The sequence below is a fragment of the Aeromicrobium sp. genome, assembly GCF_032084975.1.
In the GTDB taxonomy this organism is placed as follows: domain Bacteria; phylum Actinomycetota; class Actinomycetes; order Propionibacteriales; family Nocardioidaceae; genus Aeromicrobium.
On the sequence record NZ_DAMDLR010000039.1, the window covers coordinates 1 to 24,110 of the forward strand.

The 24,110-nt window shown below is 71.5% G+C and carries 20 protein-coding genes; 13 read left to right on the forward strand and 7 right to left on the reverse strand.

Annotated elements, in window-relative coordinates:
* Positions 1–618 (reverse strand): hypothetical protein (locus tag RT323_RS10590; protein ID WP_313408033.1); only part of this gene is annotated, 618 nt, incomplete at its 3' end.
* A gap of 86 nt (positions 619–704) precedes the next feature.
* Here RT323_RS10590 and RT323_RS10595 point away from each other — a divergent pair.
* Entirely contained in the window at positions 705–1,646 is a 942-nt protein-coding gene (locus tag RT323_RS10595; RefSeq protein ID WP_313408036.1) for a hypothetical protein, read from the forward strand.
* On the opposite strand, the gene RT323_RS10600 is transcribed toward RT323_RS10595, so the two are convergent.
* Entirely contained in the window at positions 1,619–2,269 is a 651-nt protein-coding gene (locus tag RT323_RS10600; protein WP_313408039.1) for a hypothetical protein, read from the reverse strand. The two genes, RT323_RS10595 and RT323_RS10600, sit on opposite strands and share 28 nt — an antisense overlap.
* Positions 2,270–2,412: 143 nt before the next feature.
* Between RT323_RS10600 and RT323_RS10605 the strand changes: the two genes are divergently transcribed.
* From RT323_RS10605 to ppc, 3 genes are all read left to right on the forward strand, one after another.
* Entirely contained in the window at positions 2,413–3,462 is a 1,050-nt protein-coding gene (locus RT323_RS10605) for a M4 family metallopeptidase (protein WP_313408042.1), read from the forward strand.
* Entirely contained in the window at positions 3,459–3,707 is a 249-nt protein-coding gene (locus RT323_RS10610) for a protealysin inhibitor emfourin (protein ID WP_313408045.1), read from the forward strand. Before RT323_RS10605 ends, RT323_RS10610 begins: the two co-directional genes overlap by 4 nt.
* 82 nt (positions 3,708–3,789) lie before the next feature.
* Entirely contained in the window at positions 3,790–6,576 is a 2,787-nt protein-coding gene (ppc, locus tag RT323_RS10615) for a phosphoenolpyruvate carboxylase (protein WP_313408047.1), read from the forward strand.
* 121 nt (positions 6,577–6,697) lie between these two features.
* Here ppc and RT323_RS10620 read toward each other — a convergent pair whose 3' ends face one another.
* Positions 6,698–8,221 carry an AMP-binding protein gene (locus RT323_RS10620; protein WP_313408049.1) on the reverse strand — a complete coding sequence of 508 codons (1,524 nt, stop codon included), beginning with the start codon at positions 8,219–8,221 and terminating at the stop codon, positions 6,698–6,700.
* A gap of 266 nt (positions 8,222–8,487) precedes the next feature.
* Between RT323_RS10620 and RT323_RS10625 the strand changes: the two genes are divergently transcribed.
* Complete coding sequence (locus RT323_RS10625) at positions 8,488–9,108, forward strand: PaaI family thioesterase (protein WP_313408052.1); 621 nt, start codon at positions 8,488–8,490, stop codon at positions 9,106–9,108.
* 7 nt (positions 9,109–9,115) lie between these two features.
* On the opposite strand, the gene RT323_RS10630 is transcribed toward RT323_RS10625, so the two are convergent.
* Positions 9,116–9,973: a 3-hydroxybutyryl-CoA dehydrogenase gene (locus tag RT323_RS10630; protein WP_313408055.1), complete on the reverse strand. Its 858-nt coding sequence runs from the start codon at positions 9,971–9,973 to the stop codon at positions 9,116–9,118.
* A gap of 98 nt (positions 9,974–10,071) precedes the next feature.
* Here RT323_RS10630 and RT323_RS10635 point away from each other — a divergent pair, with 98 nt between their 5' ends.
* From RT323_RS10635 to RT323_RS10645, 3 genes are all read left to right on the forward strand, one after another.
* Positions 10,072–10,461, forward strand: coding sequence for a hypothetical protein (locus tag RT323_RS10635; RefSeq protein WP_313408058.1), 390 nt, complete (start codon positions 10,072–10,074; stop codon positions 10,459–10,461).
* 117 nt (positions 10,462–10,578) lie between these two features.
* Positions 10,579–13,434 (forward strand): bifunctional UDP-sugar hydrolase/5'-nucleotidase, encoded by a 2,856-nt coding sequence (locus tag RT323_RS10640; protein ID WP_313408061.1) that lies wholly within the window; start codon positions 10,579–10,581, stop codon positions 13,432–13,434.
* A gap of 67 nt (positions 13,435–13,501) precedes the next feature.
* Positions 13,502–16,816, forward strand: coding sequence for an ExeM/NucH family extracellular endonuclease (locus RT323_RS10645; RefSeq protein WP_313408063.1), 3,315 nt, complete (start codon positions 13,502–13,504; stop codon positions 16,814–16,816).
* A 62-nt stretch (positions 16,817–16,878) separates the two neighbouring features.
* Here RT323_RS10645 and RT323_RS10650 read toward each other — a convergent pair whose 3' ends face one another.
* Positions 16,879–17,730, reverse strand: coding sequence for a class I SAM-dependent methyltransferase (locus RT323_RS10650; RefSeq protein WP_313408065.1), 852 nt, complete (start codon positions 17,728–17,730; stop codon positions 16,879–16,881).
* A gap of 148 nt (positions 17,731–17,878) precedes the next feature.
* Between RT323_RS10650 and RT323_RS10655 the strand changes: the two genes are divergently transcribed.
* A complete protein-coding gene (locus RT323_RS10655) occupies positions 17,879–18,559 on the forward strand; it encodes a helix-turn-helix domain-containing protein (RefSeq protein WP_313408068.1) in 681 nt (226 codons plus the stop codon).
* On the opposite strand, the gene RT323_RS10660 is transcribed toward RT323_RS10655, so the two are convergent.
* Both RT323_RS10660 and RT323_RS10665 read right to left on the reverse strand, forming a co-directional pair.
* Complete coding sequence (locus RT323_RS10660; protein WP_313408071.1) at positions 18,546–19,037, reverse strand: histidine phosphatase family protein; 492 nt, start codon at positions 19,035–19,037, stop codon at positions 18,546–18,548. The two genes, RT323_RS10655 and RT323_RS10660, sit on opposite strands and share 14 nt — an antisense overlap.
* A 122-nt stretch (positions 19,038–19,159) precedes the next feature.
* Positions 19,160–20,527: an FAD-dependent oxidoreductase gene (locus RT323_RS10665; protein WP_313408072.1), complete on the reverse strand. Its 1,368-nt coding sequence runs from the start codon at positions 20,525–20,527 to the stop codon at positions 19,160–19,162.
* A 130-nt stretch (positions 20,528–20,657) separates the two neighbouring features.
* On the opposite strand from RT323_RS10665, the gene RT323_RS10670 reads away from it, so the two are divergent.
* From RT323_RS10670 to RT323_RS10685, 4 genes are all read left to right on the forward strand, one after another.
* The gene (locus RT323_RS10670) at positions 20,658–21,119 is read left to right on the forward strand and encodes a VOC family protein (protein WP_313408074.1); all 462 of its coding nucleotides are present in this window, start codon (positions 20,658–20,660) and stop codon (positions 21,117–21,119) included.
* Between the two features lie 120 nt (positions 21,120–21,239).
* Positions 21,240–21,716, forward strand: coding sequence for an FMN-binding protein (locus tag RT323_RS10675; protein WP_313408077.1), 477 nt, complete (start codon positions 21,240–21,242; stop codon positions 21,714–21,716).
* Between the two features lie 7 nt (positions 21,717–21,723).
* Entirely contained in the window at positions 21,724–22,557 is an 834-nt protein-coding gene (locus tag RT323_RS10680) for an FAD:protein FMN transferase (RefSeq protein WP_313408080.1), read from the forward strand.
* Positions 22,554–24,059 carry an FAD-dependent oxidoreductase gene (locus RT323_RS10685; RefSeq protein ID WP_313408083.1) on the forward strand — a complete coding sequence of 502 codons (1,506 nt, stop codon included), beginning with the start codon at positions 22,554–22,556 and terminating at the stop codon, positions 24,057–24,059. The genes RT323_RS10680 and RT323_RS10685 overlap by 4 nt, the downstream gene beginning before the upstream one ends.
* The last annotated feature ends 51 nt before the right edge of the window (positions 24,060–24,110 follow it).

The window sequence follows — 24,110 nt, forward strand, 5'->3', positions numbered from 1 at the left end:
GCTGGTGGCCGCCTTCGCGCCGCGCGAGGCGGCCGCGACCACCCGGTAGGTGGCCGAGCCGGACATGCGCAACGTCGCCGTCGCCTGTCCGTCGCGGTTCTGGCGGGTCCGCGCGACCGTCCGCCACGCATTGCCGATGCGCTGCTGGAACAGGGCCGGACGACCCGTCCGGGCGGGAGCGAACACGGCGACCGCGCGCAGCGACTCACCGGTCGTGGCCTTCGCCGGGAGGAGCAGTCGGGCCGACTGCCGCTGTGGCCGGACCGTCATGCGGCGGGTCACGCGTCGCGCGTCGCCGGAGCCGGCGACCGCGCGGAAGGTCGTCACCCTCGCGCCCGTCCTGCGCTTGAAGGTCGCCCTGACCGAACGGTCCGAGCGCTTCTTCGCCACGGTGATCCAGCGCTTGCCGGACAGTCGCTGCAGGCGGACGGGACGAGCGCCTCGGCCGGGCAGGTCGGCGCGGATCGCCACCACCTCGCCGCGGACGGGTCGCGCGTCCGAGACCGTGAGGGTCGCAGGTGCTGCGGTGGCAGTCCCGACAGGGACGAGCACGGCACCCGCCAACGCCGTCGCGATGACGCCGATCCACGGGCCGAGACGGCGACCGGACGTGCTCACAGTGCTCCTCGGACTCAGGGGTTTCTCGCGTCACATCGTCCCACGGGAGAGCGGGGCTCGGACCCGGTTCTCGGGAGGTGGGGCACATGCCGAACCCGGCCGATGCCACCCGACTACGCTCGCGCCATGCCTTGGAGCCCGCGATGAGCCGCGACCCCGGACCCGAGTTCCTGCGGAACGACTTCACCCGGCGCACGGTCAACGAGCGGCGCGCCCCGTCACCGTGGCGACGGATCCTGCTCCCCGTCGTGCCGTGGGTCCTCGTGGCGGTGATGGTCGGCGTCCAGTACGTGCTGGTGGACGACGTCGCCGCCGACGGCGAGGGCGACACGCCCTGGGGGATGGTGCTGATGTTCGCGGCTTGCGTGCCCGTGGCCTGGGCGATCCTCGAGACCCTCTGGGTCAGGTTCGACCTTCCCCCGATCTGGGTCGCGTTCGCCCGCACCATCGTGCTGCCGCTGGCCATGGGCGCGGTCCTGGGCACCACCGCGAGCCTGGTCAGGCTGAGGCCCGGGGTCGAGGACACGATCGAGGCGCATCGCCGACCCGACGGCTGGCACTACTGGTACGACGCCTCGCGCGGTGGCGGTGACATCGCCTCCGAGCTGCCGTTGACGGTGCTCGCCAACATGTTCATGCCGATGCTGGTCGCGCTCGCCCTGGTCGTGCTGGTCGTCCTGCCGTGGTTCGCGTTCGTCCGGCCCGGGGAGTTCATGACCGCCAACATGATGGACACGAGTCCCGAGGCGGCAGCCGGCAACGCGGTCGCGGCTCGCGCCATCTCGATCCTGCTGATCCTCGTCTTCGCCGTGCCGACGGCCTTCGTCTGGCTCGACAACGAGGGCGACACGGGATGGGCCTGGACGGTCGCGATCGCGATGACCGCGGCGGGGATCGGGCTGGTCGCGGTGATCCTCAGGCGCCAGACCCCCGACCACGCGGCGCGCGGGACCCTGCCGAGAACGGCGCGCGGGATCCAGACGCTGAGGTACGAGAAGGATCAGGAGGAGTCGGGCGAGGGACGCTGATCCTCCGCGCGCTCCTTGAGCTTCTTGCGGCGCTCGACCTCGTTGACCGTGAGGGCGATCGCCACGACGACGCCGAGCACGATCTTGAGCCAGCCCAGGTCCCAGTCGGGCACCCACGCGAACAGGTCGGGCACCCAGCCGAAGAGGTCGGGCACCCAGCCGAAGAGGTCGGGCAGGTCGACGTCGGGGTTCGGCAGCCAGGACAGGTCGGGCTTGGGCACGAACCGGGACAGGAACGCCGACAGCAGGGCCCCGATCCCGAGCAGCCCCAACCCCGACCCGGCGATGTGCCGGGCGGCCCAGAGGTTCGGATGGGCCTCGCGCAGGTCGTACAGGCGCCGGGCGCGCGAACCGGACGGCGGGACGAAGGGGACGGTGACCGGCAGCTCGCCGTTGCCGGACTCGACCAGGGTCACGGTCCGCAGGGTGCCGCGCAGCCCGCGCTCGGCCTTGACCTTCTGGTGGCGTCCGTCGAGCCGGTCGAGCTCGAACTCATGGTCGCCGAGTCGTCCGACCTGCGCCTCGTCCACGTCGGTGCCGTCGAGCTCCAGTCGCAGCCGTCCGTCACCGTCGTCGCGCACGGCGAGGTCGCGACCGTGGTCTCGCAGGGTCCAGGTGGGCACACCGTCACACTAGTCGGCTGGGGCGAGCCGTCGCGTCGTCCGATCGGCCGACCCAGGGCCGACTTTCGGCTTCCGAGGACCGCTGAGCGGGACGCCGTCGCGACGCGGCTCGCTTTGTCCGACGAGAGGTCTACGGTCGAGGCATGGAAACGATTCGGGGGATCGTCCCGCCCTACCTGCTTCGCCAGGTCGCCTCGCTCGAGGACGACCGCTTCGCCACGGCGGCCATGGCCGCGCAGGCGGCGCTCAACGAGCGGCCGCTGCGACCCGATGTGCCGCGGCCGAGGTCGCGGCCCTCGGCGTCGGTGGGCGAGCAGCCGCTGCGGCGTCGGGTGCACGACGCCGAGAACGGGACGGACCTGCCCGGGCGCCTGGTGCGCGACGAGGGCGATCCGGCCACGGACGACGTCGGCGCCGACGAGGCCTACGACGGGTTCGGCTCGACCGACGCGTTGTTCCGCAGCGTGTACGAGCGGTCGTCGATGGACGATGCGGGGATGCCGCTGCTCGGCACGGTCCACTACGGACGCGCGTACGACAACGCCTTCTGGGACGGCTCCCAGATGGTGTTCGGCGACGGTGACGGCGAGATCTTCGGGCGCTTCACCGCCTCGCTGTCGGTGATCGGGCACGAGCTCACGCACGGGTTGATCGAGTTCACGGCGGGCCTGGTCTACCGCGGCCAGTCCGGTGCGCTCAACGAGTCGGTCGCCGACGTGTTCGGTGCGCTGGTCGAGCAGCATGCCGCGGGCCAAGGGGCCGACCAGGCCTCGTGGCTCATCGGCGAGGGCCTGTTCACCGACCAGGTCCAGGGCAGGGCGCTGCGCTCGATGTCCGCGCCGGGCACGGCGTACGACGACGACGTGCTGGGCAAGGACCCCCAGCCGGGGCACATGGACGACTTCGTCGAGACGACCCAGGACAACGGGGGAGTGCACCTCAACTCCGGCATCCCGAACAAGGCGTTCCACCTCGTCGCCACGGCCCTGGGCGGGAACGCCTGGGACGTCGCGGGACGCATCTGGCTCGACACCCTGGTCGGCGAGCTGTCGCCGCGGGCCACGTTCGAGCAGTTCGCGGTGGCCACCTTCACCGCGGCCCGGGCCCACGACGCGGCTGACGTGGTTCGCGAGGCGTGGCAGGCTGTGGGGGTATGGACCAGTTCCACCAACCCCTCCTCGTCGTTCAGGTGACGCGCACCGGCGGCTTCGCCGGGCTGCGCCGCCAGTGGCAGGTCGAGGCGGCCTCCGAGGACGAGGCCCAGGCCTGGTGGCCGCTCGTCGACGCGTGCCCGTGGGACGCGACGCCGGACGACCACCGGCCCGACGGCTTCGTCTACGAGGTGCGTGCCAACGAGCGCGAGGCCACGCTTCCCGAGCAGAATGTCGACGGCCCGTGGCGCGAGCTCGTCGACGCCGTCGTCGACAACGCCTCCTGAGGCCGCCGGACACTGCCCCGCCTGACTAGGCTGGGGAGCGGGCAACGGCGCCCCGTGACATCCGCCTGCCGACGGGAGCCCCATGACCGCCTCCGAGTTCGATGCCATCGCCAACTCCAAGGACGCCGAGCTGCGCGCCGACGTCCGACGCGTCGTCGACCTGCTGGGCGAGACCCTCCGCCGGCTCGAGGGCGACGAGCTGTTCGACCGGGTCGAGCACGTGCGTGCCCAGGGCAAGGTGCTCGAGGAGTCCGGCGACGCCGACGACCGGCACGCGGCGGTCGCCGAGATCCGCCGGACCCTGTCCGGCCTCGACGCCGCCACGGCCGGCAAGCTCGTCCGCGCGTTCGGCGTGTACTTCAACCTGGCCAACGTGGCCGAGCAGGTCGCCCGCGTGCGCGGGATCGAGGCCCGTCCCGACGACGAGGGCTGGCTCGCGCGGACCATCGACGAGATCGTCACCGAGCAGGGGCCCGAGGGGCTCGCGGCCGGCATCGACCGGCTCGACGTCCGGGCCATCTTCACCGCGCACCCCACCGAGGTCAGCCGACGCACCGTCCTGACCAAGCTGCGCCGCATCGCCGACATCCTGTCCTCGTCGGCCGAGCCGGGCACTCGGCGGTACGCGGCGCAGGACAAGGACCTGGCGCAGCTCATCGACCTGATCTGGCAGACCGACGCGGTCCGGCGCACCCGGCCGACGCCTGTCGACGAGGCACGCCACCTCGTCTACTTCCTGCAGCAGATCCTCGAGGAGGCGCTGCCCGACGTGGCCGCCGACCTCGCGGACCAGCTGGCCGACCACGGCATCCGGCTCGACCCCACCTTCCGCCCGCTCTCGTTCGGCACGTGGATCGGCGGCGACCGCGACGGCAACCCCAACGTGACACCCGAGGTCACGCTGCAGATCCTCCAGCTGCAGAACCGGGTGGCCACCACGATCATCGATCGCCACCTCGACCTGCTGATCCGCGAGCTCTCGTCGTCGGCCGAGCTGGTCGAGGTCAGCGCCGAGCTCACGAAGTCGCTCGAGCAGGACCTGGCGGCGCTGCCCGACCTCGACCCGCGGCTGCTCACGGTCAACGCCCACGAGCCCTACCGGCTCAAGCTGTCGTGCATCAAGCTCAAGGTCGCGCACTCGGCCGAGCGGGTGGTGGCCAGCACGCCGCACGTCCCCGGCCGCGACTACGCCAACCGCGACGAGCTGCTGGCCGACCTGGCCCTGGTCGACGCGTCGCTGCGCGACCATGGCGGCGAGCTGATCGCCGACCGGATGCTGGCCCGGGCGATCCGCGCGATCGCCTCGGTCGGCCTGCACCTGGCCACGATGGACATCCGCGAGCACGCCGAGGCGCACCACCATGCCCTGGGCCAGCTGTTCGATCGGCTCGGTGAGTCCGACCGGCCGTACGAGGACCTCGCGCGCGAGGAGCGGTTCGCCCTGCTCTCGGACGAGCTGGTCCGGCCCCGCCCGCTCGCGCTCGACCCGCCGCCCCTCGACGAGTGGGGCGCGCGCACCTACGGGGTGTTCACCGCGGTCCGTGAGCTCAAGCAGACGTTCGGTGAGGACGTCATCGAGTCCTACATCGTGTCGATGACGCTCGGCGGCGACGACCTGCTCGCGCCCATCGTGCTGGCGCGCCAGGCCGGGCTCGTGGACCTCGCTGACGGCGAGGGGGCCGAGCCGTACGCGCGGCTCGACTTCGTCCCCCTGCTCGAGACGGTCGACGAGATCCGCCGGGCCGGGACCGTGCTCGACGAGCTGCTGTCGGATCCGCACTACCGCCGCCTCGTCGCCCTGCGGGGCGACCGCCAGGAGGTCATGCTCGGCTACTCCGACTCGAACAAGGCGGGCGGCATCACGACGTCGCAGTGGGAGCTGCACCGAGCCCAGCGCGCCCTGCGCGACGTGGCGCAGCGCCACGGCGTCACCCTGCGGCTCTTCCACGGCCGCGGTGGCACGGTCGGTCGCGGCGGCGGTCCCACGTACGACGCGATCCTGGCCCAGCCCTACGGCGTGCTGACCGGCGACATCAAGTTCACCGAGCAGGGCGAGGTCATCAGCGACAAGTACTCGCTGCCGCGGCTGGGGCACGAGAACCTCGAGCTGTCGCTGGCCGCCGTCCTGGAGGCCTCGACCCTGCACCTCGAGGCCCGGACGCCCACCGAGACCATGCAGCGCTGGGACGACACCATGACCCGGATCAGCGACGCCGCGTACGACGCGTACCGCAGGCTGATCGACGCGCCGGGGATGTTCGACTACTTCCTGGCCTCGACGCCCGTCGACCAGCTGGGCGACCTCAACATCGGCTCGCGGCCGGCCCGACGCCCCGACGCCGGGGGTGGCATCGAGTCGCTGCGGGCGATCCCGTGGGTGTTCGGCTGGACCCAGAGCCGCCAGATCGTGCCAGGCTGGTTCGGCGTCGGCAGCGGCCTGCGCGCCGCGCGACTCGCGGGCGAGCAGCAGCTGCTCGCCGACATGCTCGAGGACTGGCACTTCTTCCGGACGTTCATCTCGAACGTGGAGATGACGCTGGCCAAGACGGACCTCGAGGTCGCGGGCCACTACGTCGAGACGCTCGTGCCCGCCGAGCTGCGGCCGATCTTCGACCTGATCCGTGCCGAGCACGCCGTCACGGTCGAGGAGGTCCTGCGTGTCACGGGTGAGCGGCACCTGCTCGACGACCAGCCCGCCCTGAAACGCACGCTCGAGGTGCGCGACGCCTACCTGCAGCCGATCTCCTTCGCCCAGGTCGACCTGCTGGCTCGCTACCGCGGGGATCCCGACGCCGTCGACGAGGACATGCGCGCCGCGCTGCTGCAGACCATCAACGGCATCGCCAACGGGCTGCGCAACACGGGATGATGGGTCGGACGCGCTCGCTCCGCTTCGCGCTCACTCCCGGCTCCGCAGAGCTCCGCCGGGCCGACCCCTCGTCGCTTCGCTCCTCGCCATGGACCCGCCGGTCTCCCGCGTCGGCGTCGCATCAGTTGACCAAGCGGTCGCGGCCCTCCCAGTACTGCTCGCGCAGCTTGAACTTCTGCAGCTTCCCGGTGGCGGTGCGGGCCAGCTCATCGCGGAACTCGACCCGTTTGGGCACCTTGTAGCCGGCCAGTCGCTCGCGCGCATGGTCGCGGATCTCTTCCTCGGTGACGTCGCCGTCCACGACGACCAGCGCCATGACCAGCTCGCCCCACTTGTCGTCCGGGATGCCGATGACGGCGACCTCGCGCACGGCGGGATGCGAGGCGAGCACGTCCTCGACCTCGATCGAGGAGACGTTCTCGCCGCCGGACACGATGACGTCCTTCTTGCGGTCGGCGATCGTGACGTAGCCGTCCTCGTAGGCGCCGCCGTCGCCGGTGTGGAACCAGCCGCCCGCGAGCGCGTCGTCCGTGGCCTCGGGGTTCTGCCAGTAGGACTCGAGCACCGTGTTGCTGCGCACCAGGATCTCGCCCTGGTCGTCGATCATCACGCGGGTGCCCAGCGTGGGAGCGCCGGCGCGGGCGAGCAGGCGGGCCTGCTCCTCACCCTCGAGGTCCTCCCACTCCTCACGCATGCGCGACATCGTCAGCAGCGGGGACGTCTCGGTGAGCCCGTAGATCTGGATGAACTCCCAGCCCAGCTCCTCGCGGACGCGCTGGATCGTGCGGGTCGGCGGGGGAGCGCCGGCCACGATGCACCGCACGCGGTCGCGTCCGGTGTCGCCCTTCCAGTCGGCCAGGGCGTCGAGGGTCGCATTCAGCACGGCGGGCGCGCACGCGAGCACGGTGACGCCGTGCTCCTCGATCCGGCGCAGGATCTCGGTCCCGTCGATCTGGCGGATGACCACCTGCTTGGCGCCGATGCCGGTCGCGGAGTACAGCAGGCCCCAGCCGTCGCAGTGGAACATCGGCAGCGTGTGCAGGTAGACGTCGCGATCGGTGAGGGTCGCGTGCCAGCCGAACGTGGTGGCGTTGACCCAACGGGCGCGGTGGGTCTGCTGGACGCCCTTGGGACGCGCGGTCGTGCCCGAGGTGTAGTTGATCGTGGCGGTCGCGTTCTCGTCCGGCTCCCACTCGGCGGGCTCGGCGGTCGACGCCCAGATCCGGTCGTCGTCCCGGCCCAGCACGAACACGTGCTGGGCGGAGGAGCAGGCCTCGGCGAGGTGCTCGAGCTCGGGATCGAGCATGACCACCTCGGCGCCGCAGTGCTCGACGATGTACTCGACCTCGGCGGGCGCGAGGCGAAAGTTCACCGGCACGAAGATGCGGCCCCAGTTGGCGACGCCGTAGAACGAGGCCAGCAGGCGGGCCGCGTTGTGCGACACCATCGCCACACGCGCACCCTGCGGCACGCCGAGCTCGTCGAGCGTCGCGGCCTGGCTGCGTGCCTTGGCGTACAGCTGCGCGTACGTGACCTCGCCCCACGAGTCCGCGACCTGGTTCGGCTCGTCCACGACGGCGACGCGGTCGGGGTAGACGGTGCGGGCACGGTCGAGGAAGTCGCGCAGGGTCAGCGGGACGATCATGGGGCCTCCAGCGGGTTCGCGGTGTGCGTGTGGGTCACGTCACCTGCCATTGTGGCGACCCGGACGGCCGCCGTGCACCCCGAGCCCCGCCCGGAGCGGCGAGCGGTCGCGACCTCCCGCCGAGCGGCCCGCCCCCCGCCCATCCCCGTTCCCACTTTTGGTCGCAGATCCACGTCCGGCGCGGCGATCCGCGTGGATGCACGACCAAAAGTGGGAACGGGGGAGCGGCGGAGCCCCGGCCCGGAGCGCTGGGTAGCCTCGGCCCGGTGAGCTGGGAAGAGATGTTCAAGGGCGACTTCGCTGCCGACGACGTCCGTGCGTACGGCGAGCTGGTCGAGACCCTCCACGCCGTGCAGGACGCGCTGGCGTCGCTGCGCATGGACCGTGACGCGATCGACGGGCTGACCGCCGACCTGGCGAAGTGGCGCGACCGGCTCGAGGAGTCCACGACCGACGAGACGCACCAGGTCAACGGCCGCGTCGCCGAGCTGCCGGTGCGCGGCCACGCGATGCTGCCCGAGCTGCTGGTCACCTCGCGGACGCGCGACCGGGTCGAGGGCACCGTGCGCTTCGGCCGCTGGTTCATGGGCGGCGGGATGGCCGTCCACGGCGGCGTCGTCAGCCTGCTGTTCGACGAGGTGCTCGGCATCCTCGCCTCCCTGGCCGCCGGCGGGATCACCCGCACGGCGTACCTGCACACCGACTACCGCGCGCTGACCCCGATCGACACCGAGCTCGAGGCCGTCGCGTGGATCGACCGCGTCGAGGGACGCAAGTGGTTCGTCCGCGGCGAGATCCGCCACGGCGACACCGTGTGCGCCGAGGGCGAGGGGCTGTTCCTGCGCCTGCTGCCCGAGCAGGGCCTGGGCAAGCGCACGACCGGCTGAATCGGACTCAGCCGTACGGGTAGAACCCCTGGCCCGACTTCTTGCCCAGCAGGCCGGCGTCGACCATGCGGTCGAGCAGCGGCGGCGGCGAGTAGAGCGGCTCCTTGAACTCCTCGTACAACGACTCGCCGATGGCCTGGATCGTGTCGAGCCCGATCAGGTCGCTCAGCGCGAGCGGGCCCATCGGGTGGCCGCAGCCGAGCACCATGCCGTTGTCGATGTCCTTCGCCGAGGCGTAGCCGGCCTCGTACATGCGGATCGCCGAGAGCAGGTACGGCACGAGCAGCGAGTTCACGATGAAGCCCGCGCGGTCGGTCGCGTCGATCGGCTGCTTGCCGAGCTGGTCCGCGACGTACGTGCGCATGCGGTCGAGGGTCTTCTCGCCGGTGGTCAGCGAGGGGATCAGCTCGACCAGCTTCATGACCGGAGCGGGGTTGAAGAAGTGCACGCCCATGACGTGGTCGGGCCGGCCGGACACGGCGCCCAGCTTGACGATCGGGATCGACGAGGTGTTGGAGGCCAGGATCGCGTCGGGGTCCTCGAGGATCGCGCCGATGCGTGTGAAGAGGTCGAGCTTGACCGACTCCTTCTCGCTGGCCGCCTCGACGACCAGCTGGCGATCGGCGAGGTCGGTCAGGTCGGTGGACACGACGATCGCGTCGAGCGTCTTGTCGCGCTCGGGCTCGGTCAGCTTGCCGCGGTCCACGGCGCGCTGCAGCGACGACGAGATCCGGTCACGAGCCGCAGCGGCGGCCTCGTCCGAGACCTCGACGACGACGACCGAGATCCCGGCGCGCGCGTTCACCTCCGCGATTCCAGAGCCCATGAGCCCTCCGCCGACGACCCCGATGCGTTCGATGCTCATGTTCCTCCAAAAGATGATGTTTTCCTCATCTTCGATGGTACTCCCGCGGCGTGGTGCGCCTCCGTCCGCACCCGGAACGGACATGATCGAATGGAGGCATGCGTGTGTGGCTGCCGGTGCTCCTGGTGCTGGCCCTTTCCGGCTGCGGCGGCTCCGACGAGGACCCTGCCGCCGCTGCGCCGACCGACGGTGCGGTCACCGTCGCCGGTGCGCCGCAGGTCAAGGGGACGGTCGACCCGCTGGCCGTCACGTCCTTCACGTGCCGCAAGAACGCCGAGGGTCGCTGGCGCGTCAAGGGCACGCTGACCAATTCGGGCCAGCAGGCCCGCGACTACCGCGTGACGATCTTCATCGGCCAGCAGACCGGGCCCGCGCGGACCGTCGACCTCGACCGCGTCAAGGCGGGCGCCAGCGTGCCGTTCACCGCGCTGCCCGTCGTCGCGGCGCCGGACGGACCCTGCCGACTGCAGGCCCTCATCCGGCACTGACGGGTGCCGAGCGGGCTTTTCGCCAGTCCTTAACCAAACTGTCATGTGAGGGCCTGTTCTTGGCCCTTTCTCAGGGTTACGGTGTGGCCACCCGTTCCCTGCAACAGAAGGACACACGTGATCACGCCCAGACGATCCGTATCCGCCCTGGCGATCGGTGCGCTGCTGTGCGCCCCGATCGTGGCGGCGCCGTCGGCCAGCGCGGCCGACCCCGTCGACATCACCCTCGTCGACATCAACGACTTCCACGGCCGCATCGACGCGAACACCACCGCGTTCGCCACGACGGTCGAGCAGATCCGGCAGACCGCCGGTGAGGCCAACACGTTGTTCCTCTCGGTCGGCGACAACATCGGCGCCTCGCCGTTCGCGTCCGCCACGCAGCAGGACTCGCCGACGATCGACGTGCTCAACGCGCTCGACCTCGGCGCCTCCGCGGTCGGCAACCACGAGTTCGACCGCGGCTTCGCGGACCTCACGGGACGGGTCGCGGACGAGGCCGACTTCCCCTACCTGGGCGCGAACGTCGTGAACCGCGCTGACGGGTCCCCGGCGCTGCCGGCCTCCGCGGTCGTCGAGGTCGGTGGCCTCGACGTCGCCGTCATCGGCGCCGTCACCGAGGAGACCCCCACGCTCGTCACGCCCTCGGGCATCGAGACGATCCGCTTCACGGACCCCGTCGACGCCGTGAACGCCGAGGCCACCCGCCTCGGCGCGCTGCCGGCCGAGGAGCGCCCCGACGTCATCGTCGCGGCCTACCACGACGGCGCCAGCGCAGGCACGCCCGACGGATCGTCGCTCGCGCAGGAGCTGGCCCACGGCGGCGCGTTCGCCAACCTGGTGAACAACACGGACGCCTCGGTCGACGCGATCTTCACCGGCCACACGCACAAGGCCTACGCGTGGGAGGGCCCCGTCCCCGGCCAGGCAGGCCAGACCCGTCCGGTCATCCAGACCGGCAGCTACGGCGAGAACGTCGGCAAGGTCACCCTCTCGGTCGACCCCGACACCGGTGCCATCGCCGCGCACACCGTCGAGAACGTGAAGCGCGTCGCGACCGCCGACACGACCCTGCCGCGCGTGGCCGAGGTCAAGCAGATCGTCGATGCCGCGCTCGCGCACGCCGCGACGATCGGCAACGAGAAGGTCGCCGACATCTCAGCCGACATCACGACCGCGTACGCGGGGGGCAGCTACGTCGACGGGACCTACGTCCCGCCGAACCCGGCCGCGCCCAAGACGGGTCGCGACGACCGCGCCAACGAGTCGACGATCGGCAACCTCGTTCCCGACGCGATGCTGGCGCAGTCGAAGTCGACGAACGCCCCCGCCGATCTCGCGATCAACAACCCCGGTGGCCTGCGCGACGAGCTCTTCTTCGCGGGCAACACGCAGACCGGCGGTCCGCAGAACACCGACGGATCGGTGACGTTCGCCGAGGCCAACGCGGTCCTGCCGTTCACGAACAACCTCTACACGGTCACGCTGACGGGTGCGTCGCTCGAGAAGATCCTCGAGCAGCAGTGGCAGCGGCTGGCCGACGGCACCGTGCCGAGCCGCCCCTACCAGCAGCTGGGCGTGTCGGACAACGTCCGCTACACCTACGACGCGACCCTGCCCGAGGGCGAGCGCATCACGAGCGTGTGGATCGACGACCAGCTCATCGACCTGGCGAAGTCGTACCGTGTCATCGCGCCGTCCTTCCTGGCGACCGGCGGTGACAACTTCCGCGCCTTCACCGAGGGCACCTGGGTCGACACCGGCGTCGTCGACTACGAGGGCTGGATCGAGTACCTGGGCGAGAACAGCCCCGTCGCGCCCGACTTCGGTCGCCGCGCGGTGGCCGTGACGGGCCTGGCGGACTCCTACGAGGTCGGCGACACGGCCACGTTCTCGCTGCCGAAGCTCAACCTGACCTCGCTGGGCAGCCCGGCGAACACGTCGGTCGACGCCACGCTCGAGTACGGCGACGGTCAGACGCTCGACCTGGGCACGCAGCCGGTCACCAACGGTGCCTCGGGCGAGTTCTCCTTCACCGTGCCCGCCGGCGCGATCGGCAACGGCACGATTCGGGCGGAGGCGTCGCCCAGCGGCACCGTCGCGACGATCCCGCTCGCGGTCGAGAAGGCCGCGTCCACGGCGACGGCCTCCGCGCCCGCGCAGGTCACGAAGGGCGAGACGTTCGACGTCTCGGTCGACGTGACCGCTCCCGCCGGTGTCGAGGTGTCCGGTCCGGTCCGCATCCTGGAGAGCAACGACGCGGTCGTCGGCTCCGGCAACCTGGTCGACGGTTCCGCCACGATCGAGGTCCAGGCCTCCGACCTGCGTCTCGGCCAGCGCACGCTGGACGTCGTCTTCGACGGCTCCGCGACGGTGGCCGGGTCCGAGACCACGGTCTCGGTCGAGGTCATCAAGGGCGAGACGACGTTCTCGGCCACGGGCTCGACGACGCAGTACGGCACCGCGCCGACCATCACGCTGCAGGGCGATCCCGGCTCGAGCGGCATCGTGTACGTCGCGAACCAGCTGGGGATGACCGTCGGCACGGCGTTCCTGAACGACGGCGAGGGCACCTTCCGCTTCGGCGGCACGGCGCTCAAGCCGGGCACGCACACGTACGGCCTGTTCTTCAACGGCAGTGCCTCGTACGAGCCGGCGGACGCCACGGCGACCCTCACGGTCACCAAGGCCGACACGAAGCTGCGTGCGGTGGCGGCCAAGAAGGTCCGCGCCGGCAAGCGCGCCAACCTGGTCGCCCGCGTGTCGGGCCGAGGCTTCACCCCGACCGGCACGGTCGTCGTGAAGCGCGGCTCGAAGGTCGTCGGCAAGGCCAAGGTCAAGAACGGCGTCGCCCGCGTCAAGCTGGCGAAGCTCGCTCGGGGCAAGGCCCGCCTGACGGTGACCTACACCGGCAGCCGAGTCGCGAAGGCGTCGAAGACCACCGTCACGATCACGGTCGTCAAGAAGAAGTGATCCGCACCGGGGCGGCCTGCACGCAGGCCGCCCCGGTCGTCTCCCACCCCTGCGTCGAAGGAATCCGATGTCCCGCTCTGTCCTGGGCCGACTGACCGCGCTGGCCCTCGTGGCCGGCACCGTCGCGGCCGTGCCGTCCACCGCCACCGCCGCACCCGACGGGTCCGGCCTCGTGATCAACGAGGTCTACGTCGACGGAGGATCGGCGGGTGCCTCCCACAAGCTCAAGTTCGTCGAGCTCCACAACCCGAGCAACGCCACGATCGACGTCAGCGGATGGTCGGTCCAGTACCGCTCGTCGGCGGGCACGGGGGCCTTCACGGGCATCACCTCGCTGGGCAACCACGAGGTGCCCGCGGGCGGGACGTTCCTGGTCGCCGGCCAGGGCAACAGCACCGGCCTGGGAGCCGAGCTGCCGCCGCCCGACGTCACCGGCTCGATCAATCCGGCCGGCGCCTCGGGCACGATCGCACTGGTCGAGTCCGAGACGGCCCTGACCGGAGCGCCGGCCGACGTGCTGGCCCACGCGGACCTGGTCGACCTGGTCGGCTACGGCACCTCGAACACGTTCGAGGGCACGGCCGCCGCCCCCGAGAACCCGGCGGTGGACGAGTCGCTCGTCCGGACCGGCGGCATCGACACCGACGTCAACGCGAACGACTTCACCAAGCAGACCCCGACCCCGACCGCCTGCGGCGACGCCTGTGACGTCGCCGCGCCGCCGGTCGAGACGGTCACCATCGCCCAGATCCAGGGCACCGAGGCGGCGAGCCCCCTGGCCGGCCGGACGGTCACGACGACCGGCGTCGTCACCGCGCTCTACGCCTCCGGCGGCTTCAACGGCGCCTACCTCCAGACCCCCGGCACCGGCGGCACGGCGGGCCCGGCCTCGCACGGCCTGTTCGTCTTCGGCTCCGCCACCGCGTTCGCGCAGTCGGTCGACCTCGGCGACACGATCGACGTCACCGGCGCCGTCTCGGAGTTCAACGGGCTGACGCAGCTGACGGCCGTCTCGTGGCAGGACGCCGCGGTCGCCGGTGCGGTCACACCGACCCCCGTGACGTTCCCGATGGGCGAGGCGCAGCGCGAGGCGCTCGAGGGCATGCTCGTCGACGCCACCGCCGGCACGTTCACGCTCACGAACAACTACGGGACGAACACCTTCGGCGAGATCGGCCTGGCAGCCGGTGACACGGTGCTGCCGCAGCCGACCAACGAGGTCCGGCCGCGCACGTCGGCGTACGACGCGCTGGTCGCCCAGAACGCGTCGCGCCTCATCACGATCGACGACGGCAAGAGCATCAACTTCACGTCGGGCGCGAACCGCTCGGTCCCCGGGCCGTGGCTGACGCCGGGCAACGAGGTCCGCACGGGTGCCGCGGTCACCATCGACGAGCCGCTCGTCATGGATTGGCGCAACAGCACGTGGAAGCTGCAGCCGACCGAGCCGTTCGCGGCCGGTGACGAGACCGCCACTGTCGCGCCGCAGAGCACGCGCGAGCCGGCACCCAAGAACGTGGGCGGCGCGGTCAAGCTGGCCTCCTTCAACGTCCTGAACTACTTCACGACCACGGGCGAGGACTGGGTGTCGTCCAACCGCGGCACCTGCACCTTCTACACCGACCGTGACGGCAACCGCATCACCGTGAACACCTGCACGAACAACGGTCCGCGCGGTGCCGCGAACGACGTGAGCCTGGCGCGCCAGCAGGCGAAGATCGTGAACGCGATCAACGCGCTGGACGCCGACGTTCTGTCGCTCGAGGAGATCGAGGACACGGGCTCGCTCGGAGGCGCCGATCGCGACGAGGCGCTCGACACGCTCGTCGCGGCGCTGAACGCCGACGCCGGCTCCCAGCGCTGGGCTGCGGTCGACTCGCCCGCGACGATCCCGGCCTCGGGTCGCGACGTCATCCGCACGGCGTTCATCTACCAGCGCGACGTCGTCGAGCCGGTGGGACCGTCGGTGATCCTGGACTCGGCCGCGTTCTCGAACGCGCGCGCGCCGCTGGCGCAGGAGTTCCGCCCCGTCGACGGTGACGCCGGCCAGGACTTCCTGGCGATCGTCAACCACTTCAAGTCGAAGGGCTCCGGCGAGGGCGTCAACGCGGACCAGGGCGATGGCCAGGGTGCGTCGAACCGTGCTCGCGTCCAGCAGGCCGAGGCGCTCGTCGACTTCGTGGCCTCGCTGGAGGAGCAGACCGACACCGATCGCGTGTTCCTGCTCGGCGACTTCAACTCCTACGCCAAGGAGGACCCGCTGGCGATCATCGAGGACGCCGGGTTCGTGAACGTCGACCAGAGCCTCACGGACGAGGAGACCTACCAGTTCGACGGCATGCACGGCTCGCTCGACCACGTCTTCGCGTCGAGGGCCGCGTTCGCGCGGGTGACGGGAGCCGACGTGTGGACGATCAACGCTCCGGAGTCGATCGGCCGTGAGTACAGCCGCTTCAACAACAACGTGACGAGCCTGTTCGACGCGGCGACGCCGTTCCGCGCCAGCGACCACGACCCGGTCATCGTGGGCTTCGATCCCGGTGCGGCGGCCGAGGTCGCCACGACGACGACGGCGACGGTGCCGTCGGTCGTGTGGAACGACGAGCCGTTCGACGTCAGCGTGACGGTCGACTCGGCCGCGGGCTCGCCGCGGGGCACGGTCACGGTCTCGTCGGGTGCCGAGGTCCTGGGCACGGCCGACGTCGCCGACGGCGTCGCCACCGTGACGGTTCCCGCCGGTGCGCTGCGGGCGGGCCGTCAGGTCCTCGACGTCGAGTTCGCCGGTGAGGGCCGCTACGCCGACTCCGCGGGCCAGGTCACGGTCGACGTCCGGGCCCAGTCCACCCTGACCGCCACGGCGGCGCGGGGCACGTACGGCAAGCCGACGGCCATCACGGTGACGGGGGCGCCCGACGCCGCCGGTCTCGCCTACGCCACGGTCGACGGGCGCGTCATCGCCTCCGCGATCATGCGCAGCGGCAAGGCCACGATCACCGTGCCCGGCACGGCGCTGGAGCCGGGCACCACCGCGGTGGCCGTCTTCTACGGCGGCGACCGCAGTCACGAGCCGAGCCGGACCTCCATCGCGGTCACGATCGCGAAGGCGAGGGCGGCGCTCGCCGCGAAGGTGCAGGGCGGCAAGGTCACGGCGCGGCAGCGCGCGAAGGTGCGCGTCACCGTCCGCACGCCGGGCTTCGTCGAGAACTCCGGCCGGGTCCGGATCTACCGCGGCAAGAAGCTGCTCGGATCCGGCACCGTCAAGCGGGGCAAGGTCACCGTGACGCTGCCGCGCCAGAAGTCGACGGTCCGCCTCGTGGCACGGTTCAGCGGCACGTCGCTGACGGCGCCGGCGAGCCGACCATTCGTGCTGCGGGTGCGCTGACGCACCACGGGTGGACGCCGACGGCCCCGGGATCGAGGGAGATCCCGGGGCCGTCGGCCGTCTCAGCGCACCTCGGCGGTGACCAGCAGGTACTCCCACTGCATCGCGAAGTCGGCGCCCGAGCCCGTCCCCTGACTGTCACCCAGCGCCGCGAGGTCGCGACTCAGCTCCTCGGTGCGCGCCGGGTCGTCCGCGTGCGCCGCGTAGGCCGCGATCGTCGGTCCGTAGTGGGCCGCGAAGTAGTCGCGGAACTGCGCCCCGTCCTCGAAGTGGGTGACCGGCAGGGTGAGCCGCCTGAACCGCACGTCCCGGACCCGGTCCTCGAGCAGGTCACGGACGTGGTCCTCGTTGCCCCACAGCGGCGGCGGAGAGGCGCCCGGCGGGGGCGGCGGCACGTACTGCTTCATCGTGGCGAAGAGCTGGCCGATCGCGCCCTCCGGTGTCCACGAGACAATGCCGATCCGGCCGCCGGGGCGACATGTCCGGACCATCTCGTCGGCGGCCTGCTGGTGGTGCGGGGCGAACATGACGCCGATGCACGACATGACGACGTCGAACTCGTCATCGGCGTACGGCAGCGCCTCGGCGTCCGCGACGTCCCAGGTCAGGTCGACGTCGGGGTTCTCGGCCCGTCCTGCGTCGATCAGCTCGCGCGTGAGGTCGGACGCGACGACGGTCGCGCCGAGCCGGGCGGCTCGGACGGCGGCGCTGCCGGTGCCGGCCGCGACGTCGAGCACGCGCTCGCCCTCGCCCTCGCTGATGTGCAGCGCGTCGACCAGCACCTCGCCCAGGGGTGACACGAGCTCGCGCGCGACTCGCGGGTAGTCGCCCAGGCCCCACATGCGGCGGTGCTTGTTCTTCAGTTCGGTGTCCTGCTGGGCCGCGTCGGTGGCGGCGATGTCGGTGGTTCCCATGGGTCTTCCTTCAGTTGCGTGCTTCCTGTCCCCACGGTCCGCCCGATCGCCCGCTCGGCACCAGTTCTGTTTCTGTACCCCCCCCCGGATGGACGGTGGCGCGGGACCGTGGCGAGGGCGCACGATGAGGGGGACGAAGGGCACACCCATGGCGACTTCCTACGGGCAGTTCTGTCCCCTGGCCAAGGCGATGGAGATCCTCGACGAGCGGTGGACGATCCTCATCGTGCGCGAGCTCCTGCTGGGCAGCACGCGCTTCAACGAGCTGCGCCGCGGCGTGCCGCGGATGTCGCCGGCGCTGCTGTCCAAGCGGCTGCAGGCGCTCGAGCGGCACGGGATCATCGAGCACACGGACGGCGAGTACCGACTCACCGAGTGCGGTCGGGACCTGCACGCCGCCGTGATGAGCCTGGGCGTGTGGGGCCTGCGGTGGGTGGAGGACTTCGGCGACGAGGACCTCGACCCCCACCTGCTGATGTGGGACGTCCGGCGGACCGTGCCGACCGCCGCCTGGCCCGCGGGTCGCACGTGCGTGGCGGTGGAGTTCACCGACCTGGAGCGGGCACGCCGGTGGTGGCTCGTCGTGTCGGGCGGCGACGTCGACACGTGCGACTACGACCCCGGCTACGAGGTGTCGGCGACGGTCCGGGCGACCCTGCGGACGCTGACCCGGGTGTGGCGCGGCGACGTGTCGTGGGACCAGGCGATGCGGTCGCGCCAGGTGGAGATCCTCGCCCCGCGCGAGACGCGGGCCGCCGTGCCCGACTGGTTCGGCCGGTCGATGCTGGCCGATGCCCTGGCTGCGGAGTCGAGCCTCAGCGCGCGATGACGACGTCGACGAGCGTGGCGGTCCCGACCTCCAGCTCGGACCACGGCTGAGGCACGTCGAGCACCGCGATCGCGGACGTGGGGAACCCCGCCCGCACCCGGTCGACCATCCTCGGGTCCGAGTCGTCGCCCGCGAGCCGCGCCGCGAGTCCCGGGGTGCCGGGGGCATGCCCGACCAGCAGGACGGTGCTCGCCTCCGGGTCGGCGGACCGGAGGGCGGCGAGGAGGTCGCCGGTCCACGCCTCGTAGATCTCGTCGAGGAAGCGCGTCGGCGCGTCGATGCCGCTGGCCGCCAACGTCTCGCGCGTGCGACGGGCGGACGAGCACAGCACCGCGTCGACGGTGCCGACGTGCTCACGGATCCAGTCGCCTGCGAGTCCGGCCTCGTGGTGACCCCGGTCCGCGAGGGGACGCTCGAAGTCCTCGACGCCCTGGGGCCACGCGGCCTTCCCGTGGCGCATCAGCAGCAGTCGGCGCATGACGCGAGTCTAGATCGGGACGGCGTCCCGCGAGACGTGCAGCGGTGCCCACCCGGATCCGGCCAGAACGGCCGGGAACGGATGGGCACCGCGACAGATCGGGGCGCGCCGGAGGCGGAAGCTCAGCCGCGCGAGATGCTGACCATCTCGTCGCGCTCGACGACCTTCTTGCGCTCGCGCGCGTGGGTGTCGCTGGCGCCGAGCTGCTCCTCGTGCGCGTCGAGCTTCTCCCAGCCCTCCCACGTCGTGTAGGCCAGGCCGCGGCTGTCGAGGTGACGGACGAACGCGTCGCGCTCGGCGAACTCGGGAGCCGGCAGCTTCGGCAGGTCGTCCACCAGCATCGCCACGGTCTGGGCGGCGTCGGACTTCGTGTGGCCGATCAGGCCGACCGGGCCGCGCTTGATCCAGCCGGTCGCGTAGACACCCTCGATGGGCGAGCCGTCGATGTCCAGCACGTGCCCGCCGTCGTTGGGCAGCACGCCCGCGTTCTGGTCGAACGGCAGGCCCGGCAGGTTGTCGGAGTAGTAGCCGATCGCGCGGTAGACGGCCTGGACGGGCCAGTCCTTGAACTCGCCCGTGCCGCGGACGTTGCCGGTGCCGTCGAGCTCGGTGATCTCGGTGCGCAGGCCCACGACCCGGCCGTCCTCGCCGAGGATCTCGACGGGGTTCTGGCAGAAGTGGATGTGGATGCGGTGCGGGGCGCCGGTGGGCTCCTTGGCGAGGTAGTCGCCGAGCACCTTGACGACGAGCTTCTGGCTCTTGGCGGCGGCGAGCGCCTCCATCGAGCCGTGATCGAACTCGTAGCCCTCGGGGTGCACGATGACGTCGATCGTGGGGGAGTGGCTCAGCTCGCGCAGCTCCATCGGGGTGAACTTGACCTGGGCCGGGCCGCGCCGCGCGAAGACGTGCACGTCGGTGGTGGCGTTCTTCTGCAGCCCCGCGTGGACGTTGTCGGGGATCTCGGTGACGAGCAGCTCGTCGGCCGTCTTGGCCAGGATGCGCGCGACGTCGAGGCCCACGTTGCCGACGCCCAGGACGGCGACCTCCTTGGCGTGCGGCTGGAAGTCCCAGTCGCGCGGGGCGTCGGGGTGGCCGTCGTACCAGTAGACGAAGTCGGCTGCGCCGTACGAGCCGTCGAGGTCGACACCCGGGATCTGCAGGTCGCGGTCACGGCGGGCGCCGGTCGCGAAGACGACGGCGTCGTAGAACCCCTTGAGGTCCTCGAGCTTGATGTCGGTGCCGAAGTTGACGTTGCCGAAGAAGCGGATGTCCTCGTTGGCCATCACACGCTTGAGCGCCTTGATGATCTCCTTGATCCGCGGGTGGTCGGGCGCCACGCCGTAGCGGATCAGGCCGAACGGGGTCGGGTCGCGATCGATGATGTCGACCGACACGTCGAGACCCTCGGTCTTGGTGAGGATGTCGGCGGCGTACACACCCGCGGGGCCGGCGCCGACGACGGCGACGCGCACCTTCCTGTCCACAGTCATGAGGCAAGCCTAAGACGCGCGCCCCAACGGCTCGACGCCCGACCGGATTCTGGACGGGCCGGCCGGAGGACCCGAACCTGTCGGCCTGCGGTGCGAGGATGCGAGGCAGGAACCGAACGGAGCGATCAGCATGAGCCTCGACGTCCAGATCACCTTCGACGCCCACGACCCGCGCGCGCTGGCCGAGTTCTGGGCGGCCACCATGCGGTACGTCATCCCGCCGCCACCGGGCGTCACCCTCGGGCCGCAGGACGATCCGTGGCAGGCATGGGACGAGCTCCTCGAGCGCATCGGCGTGCCGCCCGACCAGCGCAACTCCCGCGCGGCCGCGGAGGATCCCGACGGCCGCGGGCCCCGGCTCTTCTTCCAGCAGGTGCCCGAGGACAAGGTGGCCAAGAATCGCGTCCACCTCGACGTGCGGGCCGCGCCCGGGCTCGAGGGCGACGCGCGGATGGCGGCACTCGAGGGCGAGTGCGACCGCCTCGTCGCGCTGGGGGCGACCCGGGTGCGGCGCTTCGATCCCGCGCCGCCGATCGAGACCGGGTTCATCGTGATGACCGACCCGGAGGGCAACGAGTTCTGCCTCGACTGAACCCAGAGCGTCCCTGAGAAGTCGCTGTGGGTCCATCGCTCGCGACCGCTCGAGGTCGAAATCCCCGCGGCGGACCCCGTAGGTTGGACGAACAACCAACCTGCCCGACCGAGGAGACGCATGACCACGACGACGCGCCGCGCCTACGCCGCTCTGGCCGCCTCGACCGCCCTGCTGACTCTCGCCGCCTGCGGCGACGGCGACAGCGACGAGGCCTCGTCCCCCAGCAGCACGCCCTCGGTGACGACCGAGCCCCCGGCCGCCGACGCGCCCTCCGCCGACACCGGCACCGGCGCGTTCGCGGCCGGCGATTACGAGGCCACCGGCACCTACACCACACCCGACGGCCGCACGCAGTCGATCGAGGTCGAGGTCGAGCTGGCCGCCGATGGCACGATCACCGACCTCGACGCCGACGGCCAGGCCGAGAGCGGCAACTCCGAGCAGTTCCAGGGCAAGTTCGAGAGCGGGATCAACGAGCAGGTCGTCGGCCGCAAGATCACCGAGCTCGACGTCGACAAGGTGTCCGGGTCGTCGCTCACCAGCGGCGGCTTCAATGACGCCATCGAGCAGATCGTCGGCCAGGCGCAGGCCTGAGGCCCCCATGACTTCCGATTGGCACTTCGAGGCCATCGGAACCGCGTGGTCGATCGGGACCCCCGACCCGATCGCCCCCGCGCAGCGAAGCGCGATCACGTCCCGGATCGACCAGTTCGACCGGACGTGGTCGCGCTTTCGTGATGACGCGACGGTCGCCCGGCTGCGAACCGATCGCGAGGTCGACCTCGGACCCGACGCCCCGGCCGTGATCGCGATCTACGACCGACTGTTCGACCTGACCTCGGGAGCGGTGAGCCCCCTGGTCGGTGGTGCGCTGGAGCAGCTGGGCTACGGCGCCGGTTACACGTTCACACCGTCCGGCGAGCCCGTCAGGATCCCGTCGTGGCGCGACTGCGCGCTCAACGGCACCGTGCTGCACGTGCCGGGCCCGGTCGTGCTCGACATCGGCGCGGTCGGCAAGGGCTTCCTGGCCGGCGCCGTCGCCGCTCTCGTGGACCAGCCGTGCGTCGTCGACGCCAGCGGGGACCTCGTGAACCGTTCGGGCGACGTCCTGCGGGTCGCGCTCGAGGACCCACAGGACGCCGAGGCGGCGGTGGCGGTCGTCGAGGTGGCCGACGGTGAGGCGCTGTGCGGCTCGGCGACCAACCGTCGCCGCTGGGCGGCCGACCTGCACCACGTCCTCGACGCGCGCTCGTGGCGACCGACGCGCGAAATCATGGCGGCGTGGGCCGGCGGACCGGACCCCGCCTGGGCCGACGGGCTGGCCACCGCGGCCTTCTTCACGCACGACCTGGCCGGCACGGGACACTGGTGGGCCGCCCTCGACCGCGACCGGCGGATGACCGGCGTCGGGATCCCCGGAGAGGTTTTCGCATGAGCGAGCGTCAACGAACGAACATCATGGCCGTCATCGATCGACAGCTGGGCCGGTTCACGATGTACCGGCTCGTCACGGTGGTGCTGCTGGCACTGGCCGCGGTGGCGGTCGTCCAGTCCGCGCTCGGCATGCTGGACTCGTCGGTCTTCGGGGTCGATGCGCTGCTGGTGACGCTCGCGGTCATGGTGGTGGCCTCCGTCGTGGCCAACGTCCTGTTCGGCCGGTCCGTCGGCGCGCATCCTCACCTCGAGTCCTCCGTGGTCACGGCCCTCATCCTGTGGTTCCTGTTCTGGCCGTCCACGGACGTCGAGCAGCTGGCCTGGCTGGCCGCCGTGGCCGCGCTGGCGCAAGCCTCGAAGTACGCGTTCGCGTGGTGTGGGCGGCACGTCGTCAACCCGGCCGCCGCGGGTGTGGTACTGGCCCTGGCCCTGGGCTGGGCCACGGACTGGCCGCTGCCGTTCACGGGGTGGTGGGTCGCCAGCGAGTCGCTGTTCTGGTTCGTCGTGGTGGGCGCGGTCATCGTGCTCTTCCACACCCGCCGGCTCGTCATGGGCGCGATCTTCGCGCTCGTGGCCGCCGCCGTCACGATCTGGTGGCAGCTCGACACCGGACTGGACCTCGGCGACGCGGTGCGCTTCACCGCCTACTCCACCCCGATCGTCTTCTTCGGCGGGTTCATGCTGAGCGAGCCGCTGACCCTGCCGCCGCGCCGGAACCAGCAGTGGGCGGTGGCCGCGCTGGCCGGTGTGCTGTTCACGTGGCCGCTGCTGACCTCGCTGCTGTTCGGCGAGCCGTGGACGGTCGAGCCGTTCACGAGCACGTACGAGCTGACGCTGGTCGTGACGGGCCTGGTCGCGCTGGTCCTGCGGCAGGGGTCGCGGTCCCTCGTCCTGCGCGAGCGGCGGAGCCAGGGCGGCGACGTCGTGGAGTACGTCTTCGACGCCGACCGGCCGCTGGACTTCTCGCCGGGCCAGTACGTCGAGGTCGACGTGCCGCACCGGGCCGACACGCGCGGGCGCCGGCGCATGTTCAGCGTCATGTCCGCCCCCGGCCGTGAGGTCGTGCTGTCGACGCGTCATCCCGATCCCGGTTCGTCCTACAAGCGCGCCCTCGCGGCGATGGAGCCCGGTGACAAGGTGCGCGTCACCGCCGTGCACGGCGACTTCGTGTGGCCGGACTCGGGGCCGGTGCTGCTGGTCGGTGCCGGGATCGGCGTCACGCCGTTCCTGAGCCAGCTGGCGACTCACCCGGACCGCGACGTCGTGGTGGTCCTGGGGGAGCGGGAGGACCAGCCGTACGTGGCCGAGCTCGAGGCGACGGGTGCTCGCGTCGTCCGCCTGCCCGTCGAACAGGTCGACGGGGCGACCATCGCCGAGCACGTGCCCGACCTGGCCGAGCGAACGGCCTTCGTCTCGGGCCGCCCGGACTTCGTCGACTCGGTCGCCGGCGACCTGCGCCGTCGCGCCAGGCGCGTGAAGCGCGACGCGTTCCTCGGTTACTGAGTGGGCGCCCGCCGCCTGCCCCCGCCTGCCCCCGCCCCCGCCGCCCCGCCG

Coding starts and splice junctions, on each gene's coding strand:
- RT323_RS10650 (WP_313408065.1), bottom strand. CDS start 17,730: ATGGGAACCACCGACATCGCCGCCACCGACGCGGCCCAGCAGGACACC.
- RT323_RS10670 (WP_313408074.1), top strand. CDS start 20,658: ATGAGCCTCGACGTCCAGATCACCTTCGACGCCCACGACCCGCGCGCG.
- RT323_RS10595 (WP_313408036.1), top strand. CDS start 705: ATGCCGAACCCGGCCGATGCCACCCGACTACGCTCGCGCCATGCCTTG.
- RT323_RS10635 (WP_313408058.1), top strand. CDS start 10,072: ATGCGTGTGTGGCTGCCGGTGCTCCTGGTGCTGGCCCTTTCCGGCTGC.
- RT323_RS10620 (WP_313408049.1), bottom strand. CDS start 8,221: ATGATCGTCCCGCTGACCCTGCGCGACTTCCTCGACCGTGCCCGCACC.
- RT323_RS10665 (WP_313408072.1), bottom strand. CDS start 20,527: ATGACTGTGGACAGGAAGGTGCGCGTCGCCGTCGTCGGCGCCGGCCCC.
- RT323_RS10680 (WP_313408080.1), top strand. CDS start 21,724: ATGACTTCCGATTGGCACTTCGAGGCCATCGGAACCGCGTGGTCGATC.
- RT323_RS10645 (WP_313408063.1), top strand. CDS start 13,502: ATGTCCCGCTCTGTCCTGGGCCGACTGACCGCGCTGGCCCTCGTGGCC.
- RT323_RS10630 (WP_313408055.1), bottom strand. CDS start 9,973: ATGAGCATCGAACGCATCGGGGTCGTCGGCGGAGGGCTCATGGGCTCT.
- RT323_RS10675 (WP_313408077.1), top strand. CDS start 21,240: ATGACCACGACGACGCGCCGCGCCTACGCCGCTCTGGCCGCCTCGACC.
- RT323_RS10660 (WP_313408071.1), bottom strand. CDS start 19,037: ATGCGCCGACTGCTGCTGATGCGCCACGGGAAGGCCGCGTGGCCCCAG.
- RT323_RS10605 (WP_313408042.1), top strand. CDS start 2,413: ATGGAAACGATTCGGGGGATCGTCCCGCCCTACCTGCTTCGCCAGGTC.
- ppc (WP_313408047.1), top strand. CDS start 3,790: ATGACCGCCTCCGAGTTCGATGCCATCGCCAACTCCAAGGACGCCGAG.
- RT323_RS10655 (WP_313408068.1), top strand. CDS start 17,879: ATGGCGACTTCCTACGGGCAGTTCTGTCCCCTGGCCAAGGCGATGGAG.
- RT323_RS10685 (WP_313408083.1), top strand. CDS start 22,554: ATGAGCGAGCGTCAACGAACGAACATCATGGCCGTCATCGATCGACAG.